15 protein-coding genes are annotated in these 22,895 nt (G+C 62.0%); 3 read left to right on the top strand and 12 right to left on the bottom strand.

The window, feature by feature from the left end; translation table 11 throughout:
* Positions 1-14 precede the first annotated feature (14 nt).
* The 11 genes from HF327_RS14575 to HF327_RS14525 all read right to left on the bottom strand — a co-directional run bounded on the left by HF327_RS14575 (position 15) and on the right by HF327_RS14525 (position 17,926).
* Positions 15-2,870, bottom strand: a complete 2,856-nt coding sequence (locus HF327_RS14575) for a nitrate reductase (protein ID WP_198460857.1) — start codon at positions 2,868-2,870, stop codon at positions 15-17.
* Positions 2,871-2,947: 77 nt separating this feature from the next.
* Positions 2,948-3,346, bottom strand: coding sequence for a nitrite reductase small subunit NirD (nirD, locus tag HF327_RS14570; RefSeq protein ID WP_198460856.1), 399 nt, complete (start codon positions 3,344-3,346; stop codon positions 2,948-2,950).
* 23 nt (positions 3,347-3,369) lie between these two features.
* Positions 3,370-5,850, bottom strand: a complete 2,481-nt coding sequence (gene nirB / locus HF327_RS14565) for a nitrite reductase large subunit NirB (RefSeq protein ID WP_198460855.1) — start codon at positions 5,848-5,850, stop codon at positions 3,370-3,372.
* A gap of 298 nt (positions 5,851-6,148) precedes the next feature.
* Positions 6,149-6,961 carry an ABC transporter ATP-binding protein gene (locus HF327_RS14560; protein ID WP_198460854.1) on the bottom strand — a complete coding sequence of 271 codons (813 nt, stop codon included), beginning with the start codon at positions 6,959-6,961 and terminating at the stop codon, positions 6,149-6,151.
* 107 nt (positions 6,962-7,068) lie between these two features.
* On the bottom strand, positions 7,069-8,070 hold the full coding sequence (gene ntrB, locus HF327_RS14555) for a nitrate ABC transporter permease (protein ID WP_198460853.1): 1,002 nt from the start codon (positions 8,068-8,070) through the stop codon (positions 7,069-7,071).
* A gap of 26 nt (positions 8,071-8,096) precedes the next feature.
* The gene (locus tag HF327_RS14550; RefSeq protein WP_198460852.1) at positions 8,097-9,356 is read right to left on the bottom strand and encodes a CmpA/NrtA family ABC transporter substrate-binding protein; all 1,260 of its coding nucleotides are present in this window, start codon (positions 9,354-9,356) and stop codon (positions 8,097-8,099) included.
* Positions 9,357-9,613: 257 nt separating this feature from the next.
* Entirely contained in the window at positions 9,614-10,891 is a 1,278-nt protein-coding gene (locus tag HF327_RS14545) for a nitrate- and nitrite sensing domain-containing protein (protein ID WP_198460898.1), read from the bottom strand.
* A gap of 57 nt (positions 10,892-10,948) precedes the next feature.
* Positions 10,949-11,362 (bottom strand): ribosomal maturation YjgA family protein, encoded by a 414-nt coding sequence (locus HF327_RS14540; protein ID WP_236024204.1) that lies wholly within the window; start codon positions 11,360-11,362, stop codon positions 10,949-10,951.
* A gap of 57 nt (positions 11,363-11,419) precedes the next feature.
* The gene (locus tag HF327_RS14535) at positions 11,420-14,281 is read right to left on the bottom strand and encodes an Hsp70 family protein (RefSeq protein ID WP_198460850.1); all 2,862 of its coding nucleotides are present in this window, start codon (positions 14,279-14,281) and stop codon (positions 11,420-11,422) included.
* 996 nt (positions 14,282-15,277) lie between these two features.
* Positions 15,278-17,257 carry an Hsp70 family protein gene (locus HF327_RS14530; protein ID WP_198460849.1) on the bottom strand — a complete coding sequence of 660 codons (1,980 nt, stop codon included), beginning with the start codon at positions 17,255-17,257 and terminating at the stop codon, positions 15,278-15,280.
* A gap of 3 nt (positions 17,258-17,260) precedes the next feature.
* Positions 17,261-17,926, bottom strand: coding sequence for a DUF2760 domain-containing protein (locus HF327_RS14525; protein ID WP_198460848.1), 666 nt, complete (start codon positions 17,924-17,926; stop codon positions 17,261-17,263).
* Between the two features lie 266 nt (positions 17,927-18,192).
* Here HF327_RS14525 and HF327_RS14520 point away from each other — a divergent pair, with 266 nt between their 5' ends.
* The 3 genes from HF327_RS14520 (at position 18,193) to HF327_RS14510 (ending at position 20,199) form a co-directional block, all read left to right on the top strand.
* Complete coding sequence (locus HF327_RS14520; protein WP_198460847.1) at positions 18,193-18,372, top strand: hypothetical protein; 180 nt, start codon at positions 18,193-18,195, stop codon at positions 18,370-18,372.
* Positions 18,373-18,510: 138 nt separating this feature from the next.
* Positions 18,511-19,410 (top strand): hypothetical protein, encoded by a 900-nt coding sequence (locus tag HF327_RS14515; protein WP_099738879.1) that lies wholly within the window; start codon positions 18,511-18,513, stop codon positions 19,408-19,410.
* 84 nt (positions 19,411-19,494) lie between these two features.
* The gene (locus HF327_RS14510; RefSeq protein ID WP_198460846.1) at positions 19,495-20,199 is read left to right on the top strand and encodes a riboflavin synthase subunit alpha; all 705 of its coding nucleotides are present in this window, start codon (positions 19,495-19,497) and stop codon (positions 20,197-20,199) included.
* Between the two features lie 154 nt (positions 20,200-20,353).
* Here the strand turns inward: HF327_RS14510 and HF327_RS14505 are convergent, their stop codons facing one another.
* Positions 20,354-22,849: a heavy metal translocating P-type ATPase gene (locus tag HF327_RS14505; RefSeq protein WP_198460845.1), complete on the bottom strand. Its 2,496-nt coding sequence runs from the start codon at positions 22,847-22,849 to the stop codon at positions 20,354-20,356.
* Between the last annotated feature and the right edge of the window lie 46 nt (positions 22,850-22,895).

The following is a 22,895-nucleotide window of genomic DNA, read 5'->3' as shown; positions in this document are numbered from 1 at the left end:
TTTCAGCTAAAGACTTATGCAGCAACCATCAGGGTGACAGGCGGCACCGCCTGCACCAGCTGCTTGATCGTGGGAATACAGGAGCCGCAGCGCGTGCCGCAGCCCAGCGAAGACTTGAGTTGAGTAAGCAGCTCATCAGGGGAACCGCTGCACCGGCCTAGTTGAGCGGTAATGCTGGCCTCATCCACATTCATACAGGCGCAGACCTGTGGCGAGCGTGCAGCCATGGCGGCAGGCGGCTTGCTGCCGGACGACAACAACATCCGGCCAAAGCTTTTGGTCGATTGCTCATCGCGCAGCACCGGCGCCAGCCACTGCCCGGCACTGGCGTCACCACACAGCAAAAAGGCATTCAGCACAGGCTCAGCACCTTGCTGACCGATGGCCATGGCACGGCTGCATTGGCGGCGAGCATCGACATAACGCAGCGCCTCTGATCCATCCAACTGCAGCAACTGGTGCAGTCGTCGCAATACCTCAGCGCTCGGAGCCTCATACGCTGCAGCGCGAAACTGCACACCGGTTCGGCCGTCGCCGGCCTTTTCCAGCGGTACAGAGCGACCAAACAGCACGCAGCTGGCAAAGTCGAACTCCGCCATCAGCTCTGTCAACGCTGCGCGCGTGGCCAGCACCTGCGACTCATCCAGCCAGGCCATGCCCATGCAGGTCCAGGGCATCTCGGCCTTGAGCAGTCTCACAGCAACATGCTTGAGTTCCGGCTGCTTGGAGCGCGGGCAGAACTCAGGGGTGGTCAGCGCATTCACCCCCGCTAAACGCTGGCCTTTGGAGCTGCGTCCACTCAGGTACATACCGCCCCAATGCATGGGCAGATACAGCTGAGCAGGCTGCAGGCCACTGCCTGTCTGCACGGGCAGCACGATGGCACCGTAGCGGTTGGAGACATGGACCAGATCGCCATCCCGCAGTTGCAGGCGCTGCATATCTTGGGGGTGAACTTGCAACTGCGGCTCGCTCACATGGGCAAACAGGCGGCCCAGCTGGCCGGTGCGTGTCATGCCATGCCACTGATCGCGCAGGCGGCCGGTATTCAGACTGAAAGGGTGGCGCGCATCGCGCTGCACGGCCACGGGCTTCCAAGGCTGCGCATCAAAGCGGGCACGGCCGTCATCGGTTACAAACCGGCCGTCGGTGTACAGGCGCTGCGTGCCTTGCGCTGCACCGCTGGGCACAGGCCATTGCTGCGGGCCTTTCTCTTCCAGCATTTGCCAGCTCAGGCCGGTGATGTCCAAATCTCGCCCGCGCGTGCTTTCGCGGTGCTCGTTCCAGATGGCCTCGGCTGCTGCTTCAGCACGGCTCATGTCATAGCCAAACAGCGAAGGCTTGCGCGGGCGCACCAGGGGCTCCAGTCGCCGCGCCAGTTGCACGCCAATCTGCCAGTCGTGGCGCGCCAGACCGGGCGCAGTCACGGCAGCACGCACGCGGGAGATGCGGCGTTCGCTGTTGGTGACCGTGCCCAGCTTTTCGCCCCAGGTCGTGGCCGGCAGCAAGCAGTCGGCGTAGGCCGTGGTTTCGGTCGCGGCAAAAGCTTCTTGCACCACCACCAGCTCGGCGCGCTCCAGCGCGCGGCGCACCATGGCCTGGTCAGGCATGCTTTGCGCGGGGTTGGTGCAAGCAATCCACAGCGCTTTGATCTGGCCATCGGCGGCCGCCTCAAACATCTCTATCGCAGACTTTCCGGGCGTCGATGGAATAGTTTCCACACCCCACAGTTGCGCCACTTCTTCGCGGTGCAAGGGGTTGGCCATGTCGCGGTGGGCGCTGAGCAAATTGGACAAGCCACCCACCTCGCGCCCGCCCATGGCATTGGGCTGGCCAGTGAGCGACAACGGCCCCGCGCCGGGCTTGCCAATCTGGCCGGTCGCCAGGTGCAGATTGATGAGCGCCGCGTTGTTGGCTGTGCCGCTGGCGCTCTGGTTCAGACCCTGACAGTACAGGCTCAGCGTAGGCTGGCGTGGCGCGCTGTCTGCACTGTGTGCCCCCCCTAAAGCCATCCAACGGGCGGCCTTGTACAAATCCTCTGTGGGCAAGCCACAAATGGCAGATGCTTTCTCGGGCGTGGCTTCGCGCACCAGCTCTTTCAGTGCGGCAAAACCGCTGGTGTGCTGGACGATGAAAGCGTTATCCGTCCAGCCTTCCCACAGCATGATGTGCAGCAAGCTGTGGAACAGCATCACATCGCTGCCCGGCAGCAGCGGCAGGTAGAGATCGGCCAGCTCGGCGGTCTCGGTCTTGCGCGGATCGGCCACGATGATTTTGAGCGCCGGATTGCGCGCCTTGGCCTCTTCCACGCGGCGAAACAGAATCGGGTGCGCCCAGGCCATATTGCTGCCCACGATGAACATGCAGCCAGCTAAGTCGATGTCTTCATAGCAGGCGGGCGGCGCATCGGCACCCAGCGTGGCCTTGTAGCCGGCCACGGCGCTGCTCATGCACAGACGGGAGTTGGTGTCCAGGTTATTGGTGCCCAGCAGACCTTTGGCCAGCTTGTTGAAAACGTAATAGTCCTCCGTCAGCAGTTGGCCGCTGAGGTAAAAGCCCAGCGCATCGGGGCCATGGTTGGCGTGGATCTGCGCCATGCGGCCTGCCACATCGTCCAGCGCGGCGTCCCAGCTCACCGGTTGCGGGGCCGATGCCCGATCGAATCTGCGCAGGGGCTGCAGCAGCCGTGATTGCTGGGCGTGCACGGGCGCGGCCGTCAGGTGCAAAGTACTGCCCTTGGTGCACAAGCGTCCTCCATTGGCAGGGTGATCAGGGTCGCCCCGCACGCCGGTGATTTGCACGCCATCCGACTCAATGATGACTCCACAGCCAACGCCGCAGTAAGGGCAGGTGGATCGGGTCTCAGGCATGGCAGGCTTTCAGTGTTTTTGGGCTCTGGCGCTCATTCAATAAGCGCCAATCGCTATTACATCTATAGCAAAAAAACTTAGGCCGCAGCGCAGGCTGGTTTGCCGCTGCAGTGCGCCGGGCCCGCATGGGGCCGTGTCTGCTCCAGTGCACGGCTGGCCAGCTCATCGGCACGCAGCTGCACCTCTGAACCCTCCACCCGTACGCTGAAGTACGGCGTGCAGCCTTCGTCGGGTGCAGTGGCCTCGCCACTGCTCAACGCAATCGTCCAGTTGTGCAACGGGCAGGCCACGCTGCGGCCAAACACAATGCCTTGCGACAACGGCCCGCCCTTGTGCGGGCAGCGGTCCAGCAGGGCAAAGACTTCGTTTTCGGCGTTGCGGAATACGGCCACATCCAACCCTTGCGCACGCGCCACGCGGCGGGCGCCCAGCACGGGGATGTCGTCAATCGTGCAGATAGAAATCCATTCGCTCATTTCAGGCTCCTCGGTGCTTTTAATCAGGCGCTGACGCTGGCCGTTATCGCCACAGTTTGCGCAGCCGTTAAGGGCTGGAACTGGCGCGTATCCACGGCGGCCTTGCCGGTTTCAAACCAGGGGTCGGGCTCGCCTTCCAGCGCAAACTGCAGCTCTTCCCACAGCGCCTGGCGGCCTTGTGCATCGTCCAGAATGCGCTTCTTCACGTAATCCAGACCCACGCGGTTGATGTAGTGCACGGTGCGCTCCAGGTACCAGCCTTCCAGGCGATACAGCTGCATGAAGGCACCCGTGTACTCCATGACTTCTTCTGCCGTCTTGAGCTTGGCGAAGAAGTGCGCCACCTCGGTCTTGATGCCGCCGTTGCCGCCCACATACATCTCCCAGCCAGAATCGACGCCGATGATGCCCACGTCCTTGATGCCGGACTCCGCACAGTTGCGCGGGCAGCCGCTGACGGCGAACTTCACCTTGTGCGGGGCATACATGCGCCACATGGCGCGTTCCAGATCCTTGCCCATCTGGGTACTGTCCTGCGTGCCCATGCGGCACCATTCGCTGCCCACGCAGGTTTTGACGGTGCGCAGCGCCTTGGCATAAGCGTGGCCGCATGGCATGCCTATGTCGTTCCACACGCCTTGCAGGTCTTCCTTCTTCACGCCCAGCAAGTCGATGCGTTGGCCGCCCGTGACCTTGACGGTAGGAATGTCGTACTTGTCCACCACATCGGCAATGCGGCGCAGCTCACTGGCTGTGGTCTCGCCGCCCCACATGCGCGGAATCACGCTATAGGTGCCGTCTTTCTGGATATTGGCGTGGCTGCGTTCATTGATGAAGCGGCTTTGCGGATCGTCCTTGGCATCCTTGGGCCAGGTACTGATCAGGTAGTAGTTGACCGCCGGACGGCACGATGCACAGCCGTTGGGCGTGCGCCACTCCATAAAACGAAACACCGCATCCGTGGTCAACAGCTTGTGGGTGCGAATCACATCGCGAACCGCTTGATGACCATGCTCGGTGCAGCCACACATGGCCTTGGTCTTGGGCGATGCGGAGTAGTCGCCACCCGCCGTGAACATGATGATCTGCTCGACCAGCCCCGTGCACGAGCCGCAGCTGGCACTGGCCTTGGTGTGCTTGCGCACGTCTTCCAGCGTGAACAGTCCCTTGTCCTTGATGGCCTTGCAGATGGCACCCTTGGTCACACCGTTGCAGCCGCAAACCTCGTCGCTGTCGGCCAGCGCTGCGGCCTTGTTCTGGCCCTGGTGACCGGTATCGCCCAGATTGGATTCACCAAACATCAGCTTGTCGCGAATGTCGGCCACACTGCGGCCTTCGCGCAGCAGCTTGAAGTACCAGCTGCCGTCCACCGTGTCGCCGTAGAGGCAGGCCCCCACCAGCTTGTCGTCCTTGATGACCAGCTTTTTATAAACGCCCGCATAAGGGTCGCTCATCAGAATTTCTTCGGTATCGCCGCCACCCTGAAAGTCGCCCGCCGAAAACAGATCAATGCCCGTGACCTTGAGCTTGGTAGATGTCAGCGAGCCCAGATAGCGGCCAATGCCGAACTCGGCCAGATGGTTGGCCAGCACCTTGCCCTGCTCAAACAGCGGTGCCACCAGGCCGTAGGCAATACCGCGATGCGCCGCGCACTCGCCCACGGCATAGATGCGCGGGTCGGTCACGGTCTGTAGCGTGTCGCTGACCACAATGCCACGATTGACATGCAGGTGCATGGACTCGGCCAGCTCGGTGTTGGGGCGAATGCCCACGGCCATGACCACCAGATCGGCAGGCACTTCGCTGCCGTCCTTGAAGCGCACAGCGCACACGCGGCCACTCTCGTTGCCAACCAGCTCTTGTGTCTGCGCCTTCATGCAAAACTGCATGCCGCGCTCGGCCAGCGACTTTTGCAGCATGCGGCCGGCCTGGTCGTCTAGCTGCCGCTCCATCAACCAGTCGCCCACATGCACCACGGTGACTTGCATGCCGCGCTTCATCAGACCATTGGCGGCCTCCAGCCCCAACAGGCCACCACCAATCACCACGGCGTGCTTGAGCGTCTTGGCCGCTTCAATCATGGCTTCGGTATCGGCAATGTCGCGGTAGGCCAGCACACCTTGCAAATCCTTGCCGGGAATGGGCAGGATGAAGGGATTGGAGCCGGTGGCCATGATGAGGCGGTCGTACTCGGCGCTGATGGTTTCACCCTGCGCATTGGTGGCATGCACGGTGCGGCGGGCGCGATCCACCGCCGTGACGGTATAGCCCGCATGCAGCAGGATGTGGTTGTCCTGGTACCAGGCCCAGTCGTTGAGCACGATGTCGGCCAGCGTCTGCTCGCCCGCCAGCACCGGAGACAGCAGAATGCGGTTGTAGTTGGGGTGTGGCTCGGCACCAAACACCGTGATGTCGTACAGGTCGGGGGCAATGGTCAGCAGCTCTTCCAGAGCGCGCACACCTGCCATTCCGTTACCAATCATGACCAGTTTGGATTTTTTCATCTCAGTCCCCGTGGGCTTGCAAAACGCAAAAAAGACGCCTCGCGCTTCATGACTCGCATGAGCGCGCAGACGTCTTTGTCTTTGGGATCTGGTCCAGCCTTGCACCATCACCCTGTGGCCCACCTTGGCCACAACAAGAAACATGCAATTGCTGTGCCAGCTTCCCAGCCCTACTCAATATCATGGGAGCCCTCCCACATGCACTATTTCCGTGCAGTCGCGCTTTATGGCAGTGCATCAAAACAAACATGGCGCCCTAAGGCGCCATGTGAAAGTAGACAAAGCAGTCCTAGCAGACTCAGGCCGCCTTCTCCACATGCCCTTGGCGGGTGTAGAGAAAGTCGATCACGGCTTTGCGGTAGCCCTGGTACTGCAGGTCTTCGGCCAGCTCTACGCGGCAGCGCGGGCGGGCAAGCTCTACGTGCAACACCTCGCCAATGGTGGCGGCAGGCCCATTGGTCAGCATGACGATCTTGTCGGATAGCAGCACGGCCTCGTCCACATCGTGGGTCACCATGACCACGGTACTTTGGGTGCGGGCCACGATCTCCAGTAACTCATCTTGCAGCTTGGCGCGGGTCAAGGCATCCAGCGCTCCAAACGGCTCATCCATCAGCAGCACTTGCGGCTCCATGGACAATGCACGCGCAATGCCCACGCGCTGCTTCATACCGCCCGATATTTCGCCGGGGCGCTTTTGCGCGGCATGCGTCAGGCCCACCATGGCCAGCGCAGCGTCAGTGCGCGCTGCCAGTTGCGCCTTGGTTTCGCGCTTGGCAAAGACACGCTCCACCGCCAGGTGCACATTGCCCCAGCAGGTCAGCCAGGGAAGCAGCGAATGGTTCTGGAACACCACGGCGCGCTCGGGGCCGGGGCCTTTGATTTCCTTATTGGCGCACAGCAGTGCACCACTGGTAGGCACCGTCAGCCCGGCAATCAGATTGAGCAAGGTGGACTTGCCGCAGCCCGAATGGCCGATGAGGCTCACAAACTCGCCCTTTGCGATATTGAGCTGGATGTCACGCAGCGCAGGAAACAGGCCTTTGGCGGTCTTGAAGGTCTGCTCGACATCCTGGATTTCAATGAACTTGGTGCTGAGAGAGGTATGCATGAGGAACTCCTTGTTTTTTCAAGGCCAGCGTGGAGCCGGCTTTGCCGGGCCACCGGTGGCGCCCCCTTGAGGGGGTGACACACCGGAAGGCGCGGCTCAGGGGTGGGTTAAGCCTTCACCTCTTCAAACGTAAAGGCCGAAGCCAGCTTGACCAGCGCCCATTCCAGCAACAGGCCCACAATGCCAATCACGAAGATGGCGATGATGATGTTCTTGACGTTGAGGTTGTTCCACTCGTCCCAGACCCAGAAGCCAATGCCCACGCCACCGGTCAGCATCTCGGCAGCCACAATCACCAGCCAGGCCGTGCCCACGGCCAGGCGCACGCCCGTCAACATATAGGGCAGCACGGCGGGAAAGAGGATGGTGGTGGCAATCTTCCATTCGCTGAGGTTCAGCACCCGCGCCACGTTCATGTAATCCTGCGGCACACGCTGCACACCGACAGCGGTGTTGATAACCATGGGCCAGATGGAGCAGATGAAGATGGTCCAGATGGCGGCCGGGTTCGCCCCCTTGAACACCAGCAGGCCAATCGGCAGCCAGGCCAGCGGCGACACGGGACGCAGCAGGCTGATCAGCGGATTGAACATGCGCGAGAGAAAGTTGAAGCGCCCGATCAAAAAGCCTGCCGGAATGCCCACCAGCGCCGCCAAGCCAAAACCCAGCGCCACGCGCTGCAGCGACGACAGCACGTTCCAGCCCACCCCCTGATCGTTGGGGCCGTTGCGATAGAACGGATCGCGAAAAACCTCGACCGCCTGCGTCCATGTCTCTGCCGGGGTGGGAATACTGTGGCCCGTGGTGCTGGAGACGATGGACCACAAGCCCACCAGCAGCGCCAGCCCCAGCAGCGGCGGCAGCACCGAGCCCATCAGTCCTTCAGCACGCTGGCGCCAGCGGCTGGGTGGAAACACAACGGGCGCAACGGCTGCAGCAGATGCCGCTTTGGGTTTTGATTCTTTTTTCACTGTAACCCTTGCAGGTTCTGCGCTATCAGCTATCTCTTTGGAAGCATTCAAGCGTGCATCGTTGGCCGCCTGTATGGCCAGTTGCGGATCATGGGGAGGATCCAGTTCAAGACGGGATGGAAGTGCGGCACTGACCATGGTGAATCTCCTTGGGGGTGTCGGCCTCAGGCCTTGATCTTGAAACTGTCGGCGTACTGGGCGGGGTTCTTGCCATCCCACACCACGCCGTCCATCAGCTTGCTGCTGCGCAAGGCATCCTTGGGCACGTTCACCTTCAGCTGGCTTGCCGCCTGCGTGTACAGGTCAATGCGGTTGATCTGCTTGGCCACGGCCAGATAGTCGGGATGACTCTTGAGCAGGCCCCAGCGCTTGTGCTGGGTCAGGAACCACATGCCATCCGACAGATAAGGGAAGTTCACCGCACCATCGTTGAAGAACTTCATGTGGTTGGGGTCGTCCCAGGTCTTGCCCAGACCGTTCTGGTAGCGCCCCAGAATGCGCTGATTGATGGCGTCCACGCTGGTGTTGATATACGACTTCTGGGCCACGGTCTCGGCCATCTTCATCTTGTTTTGCAGGCTGGCATCAATCCAGCGGCTAGCCTCCAGAATCGCCATCATCACGGCGCGGCAGGTGTTGGGATTTTTGTTGGCAAAGTCGCCCGTGGTGCCCAGCACTTTTTCGGGGTGGTCCTTCCAGATGTCCTGCGTGGTGTTGGCCGTGATGCCTATGCCGTCCATGATGGCGCGATGGTTCCACGGCTCGCCCACGCAAAAGCCGTCCATATTGCCCACGCGCATATTCGCCACCATCTGGGGCGGCGGCACGGTGATCAGTTTGGCACCTGACAGCGGGTTGATGCCTGCCGCCGCCAGCCAGTAGTGCATCCACATGGCATGGGTGCCGGTGGGGAAGGTGCTTGCAAACGTGTATTCGCGCTTTTCCTTGGCCATCACTTGGGCGAGGCTTGCGCCATCCACAGCGCCCTTGTCAGCCAGCGCTTTGGACAGGGTGATGGCCTGACCGTTGTTGTTCAGGTTCATCAGCACCGCCATGTCTTTTTTGGGGCCACCAATGCCCAGATGCAGGCCGTAGACCAGTCCGTACAGCACATGGGCAAAGTCCAGCTCGCCATTGACCATTTTGTCGCGCACGCTGGCCCAGCTCGCTTCCTTGCTGGGGACGATCTTCACGCCGTATTTCTGATCGAAACCCAGCACCGACGCCATGACCACGCTGGCGCAATCCGTCAGCGGGATAAAGCCAATCTTGACTTCCTTCTTCTCGGGGACATCCGAGCCCGCAGCCCAGACGCCGTGGTGACCTAATGCCCCATAGAGTGCGGCACCGCCTGCAACGCGCAGAAAGTCTCTGCGGCCAGACTCCTGAGAAAGAACTGGGGATGGGAAAAGGCGCTTGCTCATGAGAAAACTCCATCAAGAATCGTGGTGAAGGCGATCCGGAAAACAAAACGGCGTCCTTCCCTCCTCGGATGAGAGGAGAAAAGGACGCCGTTGTCCCAGGTCACTCGTAATAACGCTTTAAGCGCGACCGCCTTTGGTCTGCTTGACATCAACAGTCATGCACAAACCGTGCCAGACCTTTCGCACTCGAAAGAAAACGACTTGCGCCCGATTTCAGCCCGACTTTGGTGCGCCGCAACAACCCATGCGACCCCATGCTACGAATTGGTGCTGCCAGGCAGCAGATCTACCGTCGCCAGAATGGCCTCGGCCACATCCAGCATGCGCCGGTTCTGGTTCATGGCTGTCTGACGGATCAGCTTGTAGGCATCGCCCTCGCTCAACTGGCGGTAATTCATCAGCACGCCCTTGGCGCGTTCTATGGTCTTGCGCTCCTTCAGCGTGGAGCGCGCCTTGTCGATCTCGGTCTGCATATCCTGCAGCCGGGCTGCCTGCTCCTGCACCAGTCCCACAATGCTTTTCTCCAGCTGCAGCCCATAAGCACCTTCGGCAGGCAGGGCCACGCCAGACTGCGCGGGACTGAGGATAAAGGCCGCGGCAGCCTCTGCGCGAGTCGCAGGCGCCAGCATGGACTCCAGCAGTGCCTGCTGCTGGGCCAGGGCCGCGCCCGCCTGGTCGAGTTTCTTCAGGCATTGCGCCTGAAGCTCCAGCGCCAGAAATGCCTCAATCTGGTGCATGGCATCCAGCCGGCTGGAGCAGGCTTCAAACCAGGGCAAACTCAAGCTGCCATCCAGAGGTGCGCCATGCCCTGCCGTGCAGCCGATGCGGCGCAGGCGCTCGATCACCGTCATATCGGGACAGCTGCCGCACTGCAGTTGCCAGCGCTCTGCGCCAGCCTCGCTGGCGAAATCCGCAAACACCTGAAAGCAGCGATCCTGCGATTCGATCAGATGCAGCCAATGGCGCTGGCGCTCCGGCTTGCTGATGCCGCTGGTAAAGGCCGCAGCCCCCGTCGCACGTTCCTGTCCCGCCAGTTCCTTGCCCTGCATGAAATGAAACAGCGCCACCAGCAGTCTTGCGACATCGGGATCGCTGGCACTGTCTGCCGCCTCGAACACCACGGTCAGGCAGGCGGCAATCATGCGGATCAACGCCTGCGTGCAATCCTCAGCGCTCAGCTCCAGCGCATCGCGCTTGCGGCGCAGCAAGGGCAAAGCCTCGAAGCCCTGCAGCGCATTGGCAATCGCATTAAACAGACGCGCCCCGTGCGCGCCCGGGGAGCGCTCTCCCAATGCCTCCAGCACCCCGCAAACGCGGGCCATGGCCTCGTCCACCTGCGGCAGATGGGCCTGCAACACCTGCTGCGCCTGTGCCCCGCCGCTGGCCAGAAAGATATTGGACAGCCCGCGCTCCTTCTGCAGCGCGTGGACGAGCTCGGACATGCTGGCCACCAGCGTACTGGCGCGGCTGATCTGCTCCAGCTCGGCCATCTCGCTTTGCCGAGCCGCCACCAGATAGTGCAAGGGCGTTTTCATGGGGTAGTGCTTTTCGTCATGCTTATGCTCGAGAAAAGCAGCACGATTCATGCCATCTCAGCCCCTGCGCAGACCTGCCCTCTCCCAGCCACGATCGACCGCAAGACCCAGAGCAATTCCTGCCGCATAAGCCACCAGATCCAGCGGATCAAAACCATTGCCCAGAACCAGATACGCCAGCTTGTTGGCGCGCAGGGCCTGCATCCACGGGGCTTGGTAGAGCTGCAGAAACTCGATGGCAAAGGCGATCACCAGCGACCAGCTCGCCAGCCGGGTCCGCGTGATGGCGGGCCGCACCCAGGCCACGCACAGCAATACCACCCATGCCCAGAGCGCATCACCGGGGTAATTTCCCAGCACCGCAGGGAACGGCACATAACCCCGGCGAGAGGCAAGGCCGATGGCGATGACCAGCAGGATAAGAATCGCCAGCCAAAAACGGGAGCGACGGAACTGAGCAGCAGTGTTCAAAGGCATCTGGCAGAAAAAAGAAGATCAATCGTTGGGGCATCAGTCGTTCGAGCGACTTTAGAGCAGCACCAGCCCCGGTGGCAGGCTGTCGCCCAGACTGCGTTTCTGGTCCTCGGCCTGCATCTGCACCACCTGCTCGACCATGGCGATCCAGCGCTCGGGGGCTCCGCTGCTGCGCATCTTCTCCAGCACCTGCGCGCGTACCTCATCAGGCAGGTCGCGGGCGCGATCGCCGGTCATTCGCGCCATTTGCACGACAGCAAACATAGCAGTCTCGTTCTTGCGCCAGTCCTGCGCCAGCGTGGCATTGAGAAACTCCTGCGCTGCCTCGGGCGGCATGACCCGATGCGCATTCGCCGCCAACGACTGGCGTGCCGCCAGACGGCCTATGGCCCACCAGGTCTGCACGGTTTCATCCGGGCGTTTCAGGCGCTGCAGCATCCACTGACCCATTTCCTGGCGGTACTGCCAGGGCACGGCCTCCATGGCGGCGAACAGGCGCAGCATGTCGTCGTAACTGCCGTGGCTGGTCTTGCCGCCGGATCTTGTGGTCTGCTGCACGGCCTTTTGCATCTGGTCGGCCACGTCTTCCAGCAATTCCATCTGCTGGGCCTCGTTCAAGCCAGCGGCCACGCGGCGCCAGAACACCCACCACTCCGTCCAGTTGGCAGACTCTTTGGCGTGACCCAGCCCTGCAGCGTACAGCGCCCAGACCTGGGTGATGCGCCAGCCATCCAACTCGGCCCCCACGCCGGGGCGCAGACACCAGCCTGCGAGGTTGAGCCACACACGCTCATGGTCGGCCGTGCGGCGGCGGCGTTTGGCACGGCTCAGCAGCGCATCAAACAAGGCGCGCAGCAGGCCCACATCCCAGCTATCGCGGGGGCCCAGAATTTTCTCCAGCGACGGGCGCAGCTGGCGCACTTCCTTGCCGGTGACTTCTTGTGCCTGCGCGCCAAAAATACGGTCAATCAGCGCCACGGCTTCTGGCAGTTTGGCGGCCAGAGAATTCAAGCTTTTTTGGCCCTCTGCGCTTGATGCATCTGCGCTGACAGCTATGGTTTCTGAAGAAACCGCACCGCGCACAGCAAAAGGCAGCAACCAGGACTGCGCAGCATCCTGCACCGCCACGCAACGCACTTCCAGCGTGCCCACCTCACTCATGCAGGCCTGCAACTGCACTTCGACCTGCGCAGCGGCCACGCCTTCCGGCGCAGGCAGCACGGTCGCCAGCGGCGGCAGCTCTACCCAGCCATCACCCATCAGCGGCGCAATCTGCCCGGCCTGCACGGGGGCGTGGCTCTGGCTGTTGGCCAGCAAATTAAAGCGCACGGCCTGCCCCAGCTTGAGGGCAAAACGCCGCCCGGAAAGCACGATGCGCACGCCCTCTTCCGTGCCGCGTGGCAGCAGGCAAAGGCCTTGGGGTGTTTCGCCTTTTTTGCCGGGCAGCAGCAACCAGTAGCTGCGCGCTGCGCCGCCGCCAATGTGCGGAATACTATTTTTGATAGCTGCTGGCGCTTTCTGTGCTTGCGCTGCGGGCTGATTTACTTCTGATGCAGCTTGCCGCTCAGCCTGCACCCGTGCCAGCCCATAGGCCGCTGCGCCACGGGCCACGGCCCAGTCAGGATGCGGGTTGTGCAGCACCCGTACGGGGCTGCCGCGCCAGCGGCTGAGCAAGTCGGTCAGCCGCTCAACCAGCGCATGGGCGTGAAATACGCCGCCATTGAGCAGCACGGTATCTGGCAGCGCGCCGCCCGCCTGCAAACTCAAAAATTGCGCCAGATGGCGGCTGATGGCGGCATCGGCCGGGTACGGCAGGCCAAAGCCGCGCAGCGCGCCTTGGCGCTTGCTGGGCAGATCAGTGATCTGAGCGGGCGGCAAAAAGCCTTCAACCACCTGCTGCTGTACCTGCCCACGGGTCAGCGTGGCCGTCTGCGTGGCGGCCAGCAAACGGCTACCGCCGCCCAGCAAGGTAATGCTGACGTGATCGGGCGCATCCGCAGCCAGCAACTGCTCCTTGGCCATGCGGCAGCGCTGCACCAGCTGGGCAAAACGCTGGGCAGGCAGCTTGCTACCTTCGTCGGCAAAAGCCAGTTCGAGCTGATGCGCCAGCGCCAGATCCATGTTGTCTCCGCCCAGCATCAAATGCTCGCCCACGGCGGTGCGGGTCAGCGTGGGCAGGCCACCGTCGAGCGCTTTTGCGACACGAATCAAGGTCAGGTCTGTCGTACCGCCGCCCACATCGACCACCAGCACCAGTCGGCTATCGGCCAGTTGCGGCGCGAGTTGCTCACCTTGCAGCACCAGCCAGTCGTGGAATGCGGCCTTGGGTTCTTCCAGCAACTGCACGCCGGGCAGGCCCGCCAGTTGCGCCGCCTCCAGCGTCAGCGCCCGGGCACCTTCGTCAAACGAGGCGGGCACCGTCAGCACCACGCTTTGCTGGTGCAGCGGTGCTTCAGGATGGGCCCTGTCCCAGGCGGCTTTGACGTGGGCCAGATAGGAGGCCGACGCCGCCAGCGGCGACAGCTTGGCGACATCATCCCCAGCCCCCCAGGGCAGGATGGGCGCAGTGCGGTCTACACCGGTGTGCGAGAGCCAGCTTTTGGCGCTGGCCACCAGCCGTCCCGGCACGGCAGCACCCAAATCGCGCGCCCAGCGGCCAATGACAGCGGGAGCTTGCACATCAGCGCCTTGCGGCGGCCACGGCTGCTGCCAGCTATCGCCCAGCTCGCCGGGTGCCGCCTGGTAGCGCACAGAGGGCAGCAAGGCTTGTGAAATCACCTCGCCCGCCGTGCTGCGCTGCGCCATGTTGAGCAACTCAATATCTGCAGCCACCCCAGCCACCCCCACGCTGGCCGCCACGGTGTGGCTGGTGCCGAGGTCGATGCCGACGATGTAGGTTGGGCGAGGTGGATGCATGGGCTGAAACGGAAGCACGTAAAACTGTGTCGCCGATCGTAACAAGAGCTGTATGCCTGAATTGCGGGATGGGATGGAGAGGCTTGGGGGGCTAGCACTCTCGCCGCTCAGGCACTTTTTGATAGCTTGCTGCGCTTAATGTGATTGGGCTGGCGGCTTGTTTGGCTTTTGTCTGGTTTTGACTTCATGCCTGATTAATGGACAGAGGGCGGGTCTCGGCCCGCCTTGCCGACCTACTTTCTGCGGCCAGAAAGTAGGCAAAGAGCCAGCCCCTGCTACCCACGTCCCCTTCGCTGCGCTGCGGGGCAACCTGCGCCATCAAGTTCTTGGAGCTGTGCGGCAAAACTCGCTGTGAGCTTCGCTCTCCGCTCAAACAGCTTGCCGCAAATTTGATGAGGATGCAGTTGCACTCTTCGGTGCAACTGCCAGCCCCAAGAACTTGCCGTCGCAGGCCTGGGCACAAGGGGCGATACTGGATGCGGGATAGCTTCTTTCAGATTTCATAGCCGCTACCGCAATCCAGATAAGCGCTAGAGGCTGATTTCGTCACAACTCTGGCAGGCCGTCCGTACCCGCATCCACCCGTGTGTCTGCGCCTGCGGCACGCGATTCAGGCTACGGGCATTGGCACCGAAGAGTGCCAATGCTTCGTGCTCTGACTTGCCGCCGTTTGTCTGAGCGAAGCGCTGCAAGCGCGCAGCGAGTTGGGCGGTACCGCAGACTGAATGGCGTGACGCAGGTTTGCCCGTAGCGAAGCGCAGGGACGTAGACAGTCGGGGCGTGTTCTTTGCTTACTTTCTTGCACGAGCAAGAAAGTAAGTCGCCTTCCGGTGCGACAAACCGGCCTCGAACAGCAATGCAATAGCAAGCGTCAGCACAAAAAAACATAGCTAGTCGCGCTTTCTACATAAGCGCTATAGCCATAAATAATCACCAACAAAAAAACCCGCCAACCCATCGGTCAGCGGGCTTTGGCCTTCAAGTGTTTAAACCGCTTTACTCAGCCGCTTCAACCGAAGTCTCGGCGCGCACATCAAATTCCACCTTCCAGCGGTCAGTGCCACCCACGGGCACCGCATTGAGTTCCAGCGTACCAATATCGGTGACACGCGCTTCCAGCGTGACAGGAACGACTTCACCCGCCGCACGACCGGCCGCTGGCAAGTTCAGCTCGATTTCCTGCAACTCGACCAGCTCTTCCGGGCCCCAGAAGTCCAGCATGGTGCCGACAACATCGGTGCGGCGCACGGAGGAGCCGAAGAAGCGCAGGCGCACGGGCTCGCCAACGACCAGACCCAGTTCCAGATCGCTCAAGGCCACTTCCGTGCCCTCTTCCATGCCGAACGGTGCCAGGCACAGGGCGGACAGGGGCGGCTCCATGCCGGGAATGGCGGGCATGTTCGATTCCACGCCCACGTAGTACGACTGGGCCGTGCCGCCGCGGATGCGCACGCCGCGGCCGCTGGTGGCGATATGGCCGTAATAGGCCGCGCCACGGGCGACAGCCAGATCCAGGTTGGCACCATCCAGCAGGCGGGCGGGCTCCGACGCTTCCTCATCCAGCCAGCCATTGATGACTTCCAGAATGCGCTGCTCGATTTGCGGTGCCTTGAGTACGCCGCCGTTGAACAGGATTGCCGTGGGGTGCAGGAAGGTGGAGCCGTCCGTCTGCTCTGCGTTCAGGCCGTCAATATCGGCCAGTGCGTTGACCTGGCGGCTCAGGAAGGCGGCCAGATGGCGCGTGACTGCGGCATCTTGTGCATAGGGCAGGCCCAGTTGCGTGAGCGCCGCGCGGGCGCGGGTCTGGGGTTTGGCGCTGACCGCGACCTTGGGAAAGAAGCCTTCGACCAGCATGGCCAACACTTCGTCACGCGTGACTTCGGTGCGGATGCTGCCGCCGATAAGCTTGCTGCCGCGGCTGGGCACAACCACGGGCACGGATTGCAGGTTCGCGTCAGCCAGCAATTGCTCTTTGGCCGCGCGGCAGCCGTGGGCCAGCGCGCGGGTTTGCCAGGCGTCCAGCTGCTTGCCTTCCTGTGCCAGCTTGCGGGCCACGCCGTAGGCCAGCGCCAGGTCCATGTTGTCGCCACCGAGCAAGATGTGCTCACCCACAGCAATGCGTTGCAGCTCCAGATTGCCTTCGCGCTCGCGCACGGCGATCAGCGAGAGGTCGGTGGTGCCGCCGCCCACGTCCACCACCAGAATGATGTCGCCGTGCTGCACTTGCTTGCGCCACTGACCGCCGCTGGCCTGAATCCAGCTGTAGAGCGCGGCCTGCGGCTCTTCCAGCAGGGTCAGGTTGGCAAAGCCGGCCGCCTTGCAGGCCTCGGCCGTCAGCTCGCGTGCAGCGGGGTCAAACGATGCGGGGATGGTGACGGTGATGTCTTGCTGGGCAAACGGTGCCTCGGGGTGGGCTTGCTCCCACGCCCAGCGCAGATGCTCCAGATAGCGAATCGATGCCGTCAGCGGCGAGATGCGGCTGACTTCTTCGGGCGCATCGGCGGGCAGCAGGGGCGAGCGGCGATCCACACCGGGGTGGCAGAGCCAGCTTTTAGCACTGCTGACCAGACGGATGGGCGTGGCCGCGCCACGGCTGCGGGCGAATTCGCCGGTGATGAAGTCGCTGGATGCAGCGCCAGGCAGCGTGCGCTCGGCCTCGCTCAGTTCGCTCTCATGCGGCAGATAGAGAAAAGATGGCAGCAGCGGCTTGGCTTCGACGCTGGCAGGGGCGCAGAGCTGGAGGATGTCCAGCACGCCTTGCACGATCTGGTCGCCATCGCTGGCGATTTTGTCCACATAGGACAGCGCACAGTGCGTGGTACCCAGGTCAATACCGATGCTGAACTGCGCACCGGAATTTTGAGTGTTATTTGGGCCTGTAGCGCTTACAGATTGAGCGGTAGCAGCTACGGAATCAGGAGTAGAGGCTGCCGTTTGAGCCGCGCCGGATGCGGCGATGGAGGCAAACATATTCATGGCTTACAGCTCCACTTCGGCCTGGGCCAGAACAAAGGCGGCCTGAATATCGGTCAGCTGGGGCAGCTTGACATCGGTGACCTGCCAGCCACGGTGGCTCAGCGTGCCGGTGAACGGGGCCTGGCCGACGACATTGCCGGTCAGGCGCACGGCAGCGGCGTCAAAACCGGCTTGCAGGGTGATGCGGCTGCCTTCGGCTTCGGCACGCACAGGTGCAATGGCGAAATGCTCGCGCAGCACCTTGCGGCAGCCTTCATGCACCACGCGAGCGGCGGCACCAATTTCAGCGTCGGTATACGGGGCTACGTCTTCTTGAATAAAGTCCACAAAGCGTGCTTCGCGCTGCATCAAGCCCAGCAGTTGCAGGGCGGCCGTGTCGGTGGCCACCAGTTTTTCCACTTCGATGGTTTTTTCGACGGGGACTTCAACGCGTTTCTCTACCGTCTTTTCGACGATTTTCTCCACGGGCACTTCCACATGGACTTCGACGATCTTCTCGACCGGTACTTCGACGCGCACTTCCTGGGGCGCCACGTCAGCGGCAAAGGCCTCACCAGCACGCACACGTGTCACATCGGCGGCCAGACGGCCGTTGCCGAGGATGGCGAAAAAGCTGCCAATCGCAATGGCGATGCGGCTTAAAAAAGAAGGGGGGGTGTTTTGAGTCATGAATGGTCTCAACGCCCAGACCCGATCAAGGCGGGTCTGCAGCTGCAATTTCAGGGCAAGGCGCTGCGCATTTCAAGGCTGTGGCCTGACAAGACCCAAGAGCCGTGCGCGCGCCCGCAAGGGGAGCTGATGTTACCCAAAGCAACGATGCCTTGCGCTGCACACGGGAACCGGCACGCCAAGGCGCTAACACGCCGTGCATACCAGTGCACAAGACCGAAAAAAACCGAGAAGGCATAATTGCGGCTCTATTGCTCCATCTATCCATGGCCTGCACCCACCTTTCCACCGCTGCCCGTTTGCGCCGCTTTGCATTGATTGCAGAGCTGCCTGCGCGTGCCTGCGCGCTGCGAAAGCTGCACACCTGCCGCCATGGCATTCCGACCGCATTCGTGAGCCTCAGCGGTGTCACGGCCATGCTTTCCGCCGCCGTGCGGATGGCATAGAGCAACGCTCTCACATCCTCCGCACGGCCTTCCAGAACAAGCACACCCCAGGTGCATGGGGAAGGTACGTCCAAGACCACGACGGTCACGTCCTGCCACGCGCCGCACCTTGCTCAACGGACGACTCGGAGGTCAGCCATGGATATGGAACTCACACAGAATTTTTTGCGCGGCAAAAACCCTTGCGCCATGGGCTACCGCTGGTTTGTGCGCAACAACCTGAGCGGCGGCGATTACCAGGCCGCCATGGATACGCAGGTGGCCGCAGGCCGTGTGGATGACGCCCGCTGGCTGCTGGAGAACTTTGGCGCGACCCACAGCGTGCTGGAAGTGGATCACCTTGAGGCGGACAACTTCGTCTATGCCGGCACGCTGATTGTGCACGGCGATGTGCGCGTGCCGGGGCAGTTGCTGGTGGGCCGTGGCCTGCAGGTGGGCGGCGGCATACGCGCGGGCAAGCTGGAAGTGGGTGAAGACATTCAAAGCGGTGGTGCCATCTTCTGCAATGAGCTGCTGCAGGCAGGCGGCAGCATCAAGGCCGCGTGGAGCGTGGAAGTGCAAGGCAATGTGCAAGGCGATGCGCCCGCCCATATCCGCGCCGCAGAACTGCGTGCGGGATGGGAGCTGGTGTGCAGCGGCAATGTAGACATCAAGGGCGGCGTCCAGACTGACCGCGAGATCAACGTACAAGGCATGCTGCGCTGCGGCAAGGGCTTGCGTGCCACAGGCGCGATCACCGTGCAAGGCCTGCTGGAGGTGGGCAACGGCATTGCCAGCCATGACCACATCGAGTGCGGCAACCATATTCAGGCCGGCTGGGGCATCAAGTCACTGGGCGATATCCGCGCAGCCTGCAGCATTCGCACGGGCGAGACCCTGCAAGCCGATGGCGTGATTGCCGCCGGCCCTGGCTATGGCGTGTTTGCCGGCATGAATGTGCAGATGGATGCCTGGCCTGATTGCGCATGGGTTCGCGCTCTGAAAAAGCCTGAAGGCTTAATCAGCGGCTTCTGGGAAGGCCAGTCCGCCTTCGCCTGAAGCACTGCCACAACGCAGGCAAAATAGCTGTTTTGAACCAAGGCCCGCGCCTTGCGCCCGCCTGTTGAGAAGAGAGACAGCCCCGTGTTCACCGGCATCATCCAAGCCGTGGCAAACATTGCCGCGCTGCGCGACCAGGATGGTCTGCGCACCTTCACCATGGAATTCCCCGAAGGCTTTTGCGAGGATCTGGCCATTGGTGCCAGCGTTTCGCACGACGGTGTGTGCCTGACGGTGACCGAAAACCTCTCGCCAACGAGCGCCACCTTTGATGTGATGCTGCAAAGCCTGAACATCACCACGCTGGGTCAGTACCAGGTGGGTGATGCCGTCAATGTGGAGCGTGCCGCCAAGGATGGGGCCGAGATTGGTGGCCACCCGCTATCGGGCCATGTGGACTTCACCGCTCCGCTGCTGGAAATCGTCAAGACCGACACCAATCACAAGATCCGCTTTGGCATTCCCCAAGCGTTTCGCCCCTACGTTTTTGCCAAGGGCTATATCGCCGTCAACGGTGCCAGCCTCACGGTCGCGGAAGTCAACCGCAAAGAAGGCTGGTTCGAGGTCTGGCTGATTCCCGAGACTTTGCGCATGACGGTGTTTGGCGACAAGAAGGTGGGAGATCTCGTGAACATCGAAATCGAGCGCAGCACGCAAGTGGTGGTTGATACCGTTCGCGAAACCGTGGAGGCGAGCCTGGGCCGTTTGAAGCCCGTACTCGAAGCCCTGCTGGCCGAAAAAGGCCTGAGCCTGGATGATTTTGTGGATGTGCCGCAGCTACCTCGCTAAGCCTTCCGCCCATCAAAAAAGCGCTGAATTCAGCGCTTTTTTGCGTTTAATAGGCCGCAACCCCTTTATTCATAAGAGCTTGAAGCTATGAAAAAAGGAATCCAATTGACCGCCTGAAGGTGGTGCGGCATCAGCGCCACCTTCAGGCCAGCCATCAGAGCGCAGGCTTGAAGCGCTTGAGGCGCAGCGCATTGGAGAGCACAAACACGCTGGACAGCGCCATGGCCCCGGCCGCAAACACCGGCGACAGCAGCGTGCCGTTGAACGGATATAGCAGACCCGCAGCCACAGGAATCAGCGCCACGTTATAGGCAAAAGCCCAGAACAGGTTCTCGCCAATGTTCTTCATCGTGGCCTTGGATAAGGCAATCGCATTGGGCACTCCCGAGAGATCACCCGACATCAGCACCACATCCGCCGCCTCAATTGCAATATCGGTGCCCGTGCCAATGGCAATGCCCACATCGGCCTCGGCCAGCGCAGGCGCATCGTTGATGCCGTCGCCCACATAGGCCAGCATGCCGTGCTCCTGTTTGAGGCGCTGCACGGCATCCACTTTGCCGCCGGGCAACACCTCGGCCACGACTTCATCAATACCCAGCAGGCGCGCAATCGCTTCACCGGTGCGGCGGTTGTCGCCGGTGATCATCACCACCTTCAGGCCCAGCGCATGCAAGGCTTCAATCGCCGGTTTGGTGGTGTCTTTGATCGGGTCAGCCACGGCAATCATGGCGGCCAGCTGACCGTTGATGGCGGCGTACAAAGGCGTCTTGCCTTCATCACCCAGCCGACCCGACTCCGCCGCAAAGTCATCCACATTCAGCCCCAGCTTGCGCATGAAGCGGTCAGCACCAATCTCGACCCTGTACTTGATGCCATCGCCATCGACCTCGGCACGCACACCAAAGCCGGTGACCGATTCAAAATCGCTGATGACCGGAATCTGCAAGCCTTCGGCCTTGGCAGCATCCACAATGGCTCGCGCAATCGGGTGCTCACTACGGTCTTCTACCGCCGCCACCAGTGCCAGAACCTGGCCCCGCCCAAAGCCTGCGGCCAGCACCAGATCGGTCAGCTCGGGGCGGCCCTTGGTCAGCGTGCCGGTCTTGTCCACGGCCACCACCTTGGCGTCCTTCAATTGCTGCAAGGCTTCGCCCTTGCGCAGCAGCACGCCCATTTGCGCAGCGCGGCCCGTGCCCACCATGATGGAGGTGGGCGTGGCCAGGCCCATGGCGCAAGGGCAGGCAATGATGAGCACGGCCACGGCATTGACCAGCGCAAAGCTCAGCGCGGGATCAGGCCCCCAGATCAGCCAGACGCCAAACGTCAGCAGCGCAGCCGCCATCACGGCGGGCACAAACCACATGGTGATCTTGTCGACCAGCGCCTGAATTGGCAGCTTGCTGCCCTGGGCCTGCTCCACCATGCGAATGATCTGCGCCAGCAGGGTATCGGCACCAACTTTGGTGGCCTTGAAGGCCAGCGCGCCGTTCTGGTTGACGGTACCGCCCACCACTTCAGCGCCCAGCATTTTCTCGACCGGAACGGGCTCGCCGCTGATCATGGATTCGTCGACAAAGCTTTGGCCTTCGATAACCTCGCCATCGACTGGGATGCGCTCACCGGGGCGCACCTCAATCACATCACCGGCATGCACCTGCGCAATGTCGATTTCCTGCACCACGCCATCGCGGCGCACGCGGGCGGTCTTGGCCTGCAGCTGCACCAGACGGCGAATGGCTTCAGACGTATTGCCTTTGGCCCTGGCCTCCAGAAAACGACCCAAAAGGATCAGGGCCACGATGACGGCTGCAGCCTCAAAGTACACATTGACCGTGCCTGCGGGCAGCAAGGTCGGCATAAAGGTTGCCACCACCGAATAGGCAAACGCCGCCGAGGTGCCCACCGCCACCAAAGAGTTCATATCGGGCGCACCGCGCAGCAAGGCGGGAACGCCCTTTTCAAAGAAGCGGCGACCAGGAACAGCCAGCACCAGGGCCGTCAGCACAAACTGGATGTACCAACTGTTTTGCGTGCCGATCGTGCCCGCAATCCAGTGGTGAAAAGCGGGCACCATGTGGCCGCCCATTTCCAGAAGGAACACGGGCAGCGCAAACACGGTGGCAAAGATCAGAGAGCGCTTGAGCGATTCACGCTCCGCCGCCTGGCGCTGGGCCGTCGCGTCTTCGCCAGCCACACCGGCGCTTTGCACCAAGGGCCGGGCTTCGTAGCCTGCTTTTTCAATGGCGGCAATCAACGCATTCACATCGGTATCGCCCCGCCACTGCACGCTGGCGCGCTCTGTGGCTAGGTTCACGGTGGCGCTTTGCACGCCGGGCACTTTCCTCAGCGCACGCTCCACCCGACCCACGCAGGAAGCACATGTCATGCCATCGACTTGCAAGTCCACGCTTTGCGCGGGCACGGCATAGCCAGCTTTTTCGATAGCCGCCACGACCTGCGGCAGGATGACCGAAGCCTGGGCTGGATCCTCGATGGTCAGGCTGGCTTTTTCAGTGGCCAGATTGACCACCGCGCCTTGTACGCCAGGCACCTTTTTCAGCGCGCGTTCCACTCGGCCAACGCAGGATGCGCAGGTCATTCCTTCCACCGACAGCTCGAAAGCGCCGTTCTTCGTCAATGCATTCATGGCTTTCTCCATTCACGTTGAATGCCACTGTAGAGATTGACATCAT

The organism is Comamonas suwonensis (assembly GCF_012844455.2).
In the GTDB taxonomy this organism is placed as follows: Bacteria; Pseudomonadota; Gammaproteobacteria; order Burkholderiales; family Burkholderiaceae_C; genus Comamonas; species Comamonas suwonensis.
This window is presented reverse-complemented; position numbering and strand designations above follow the sequence as displayed.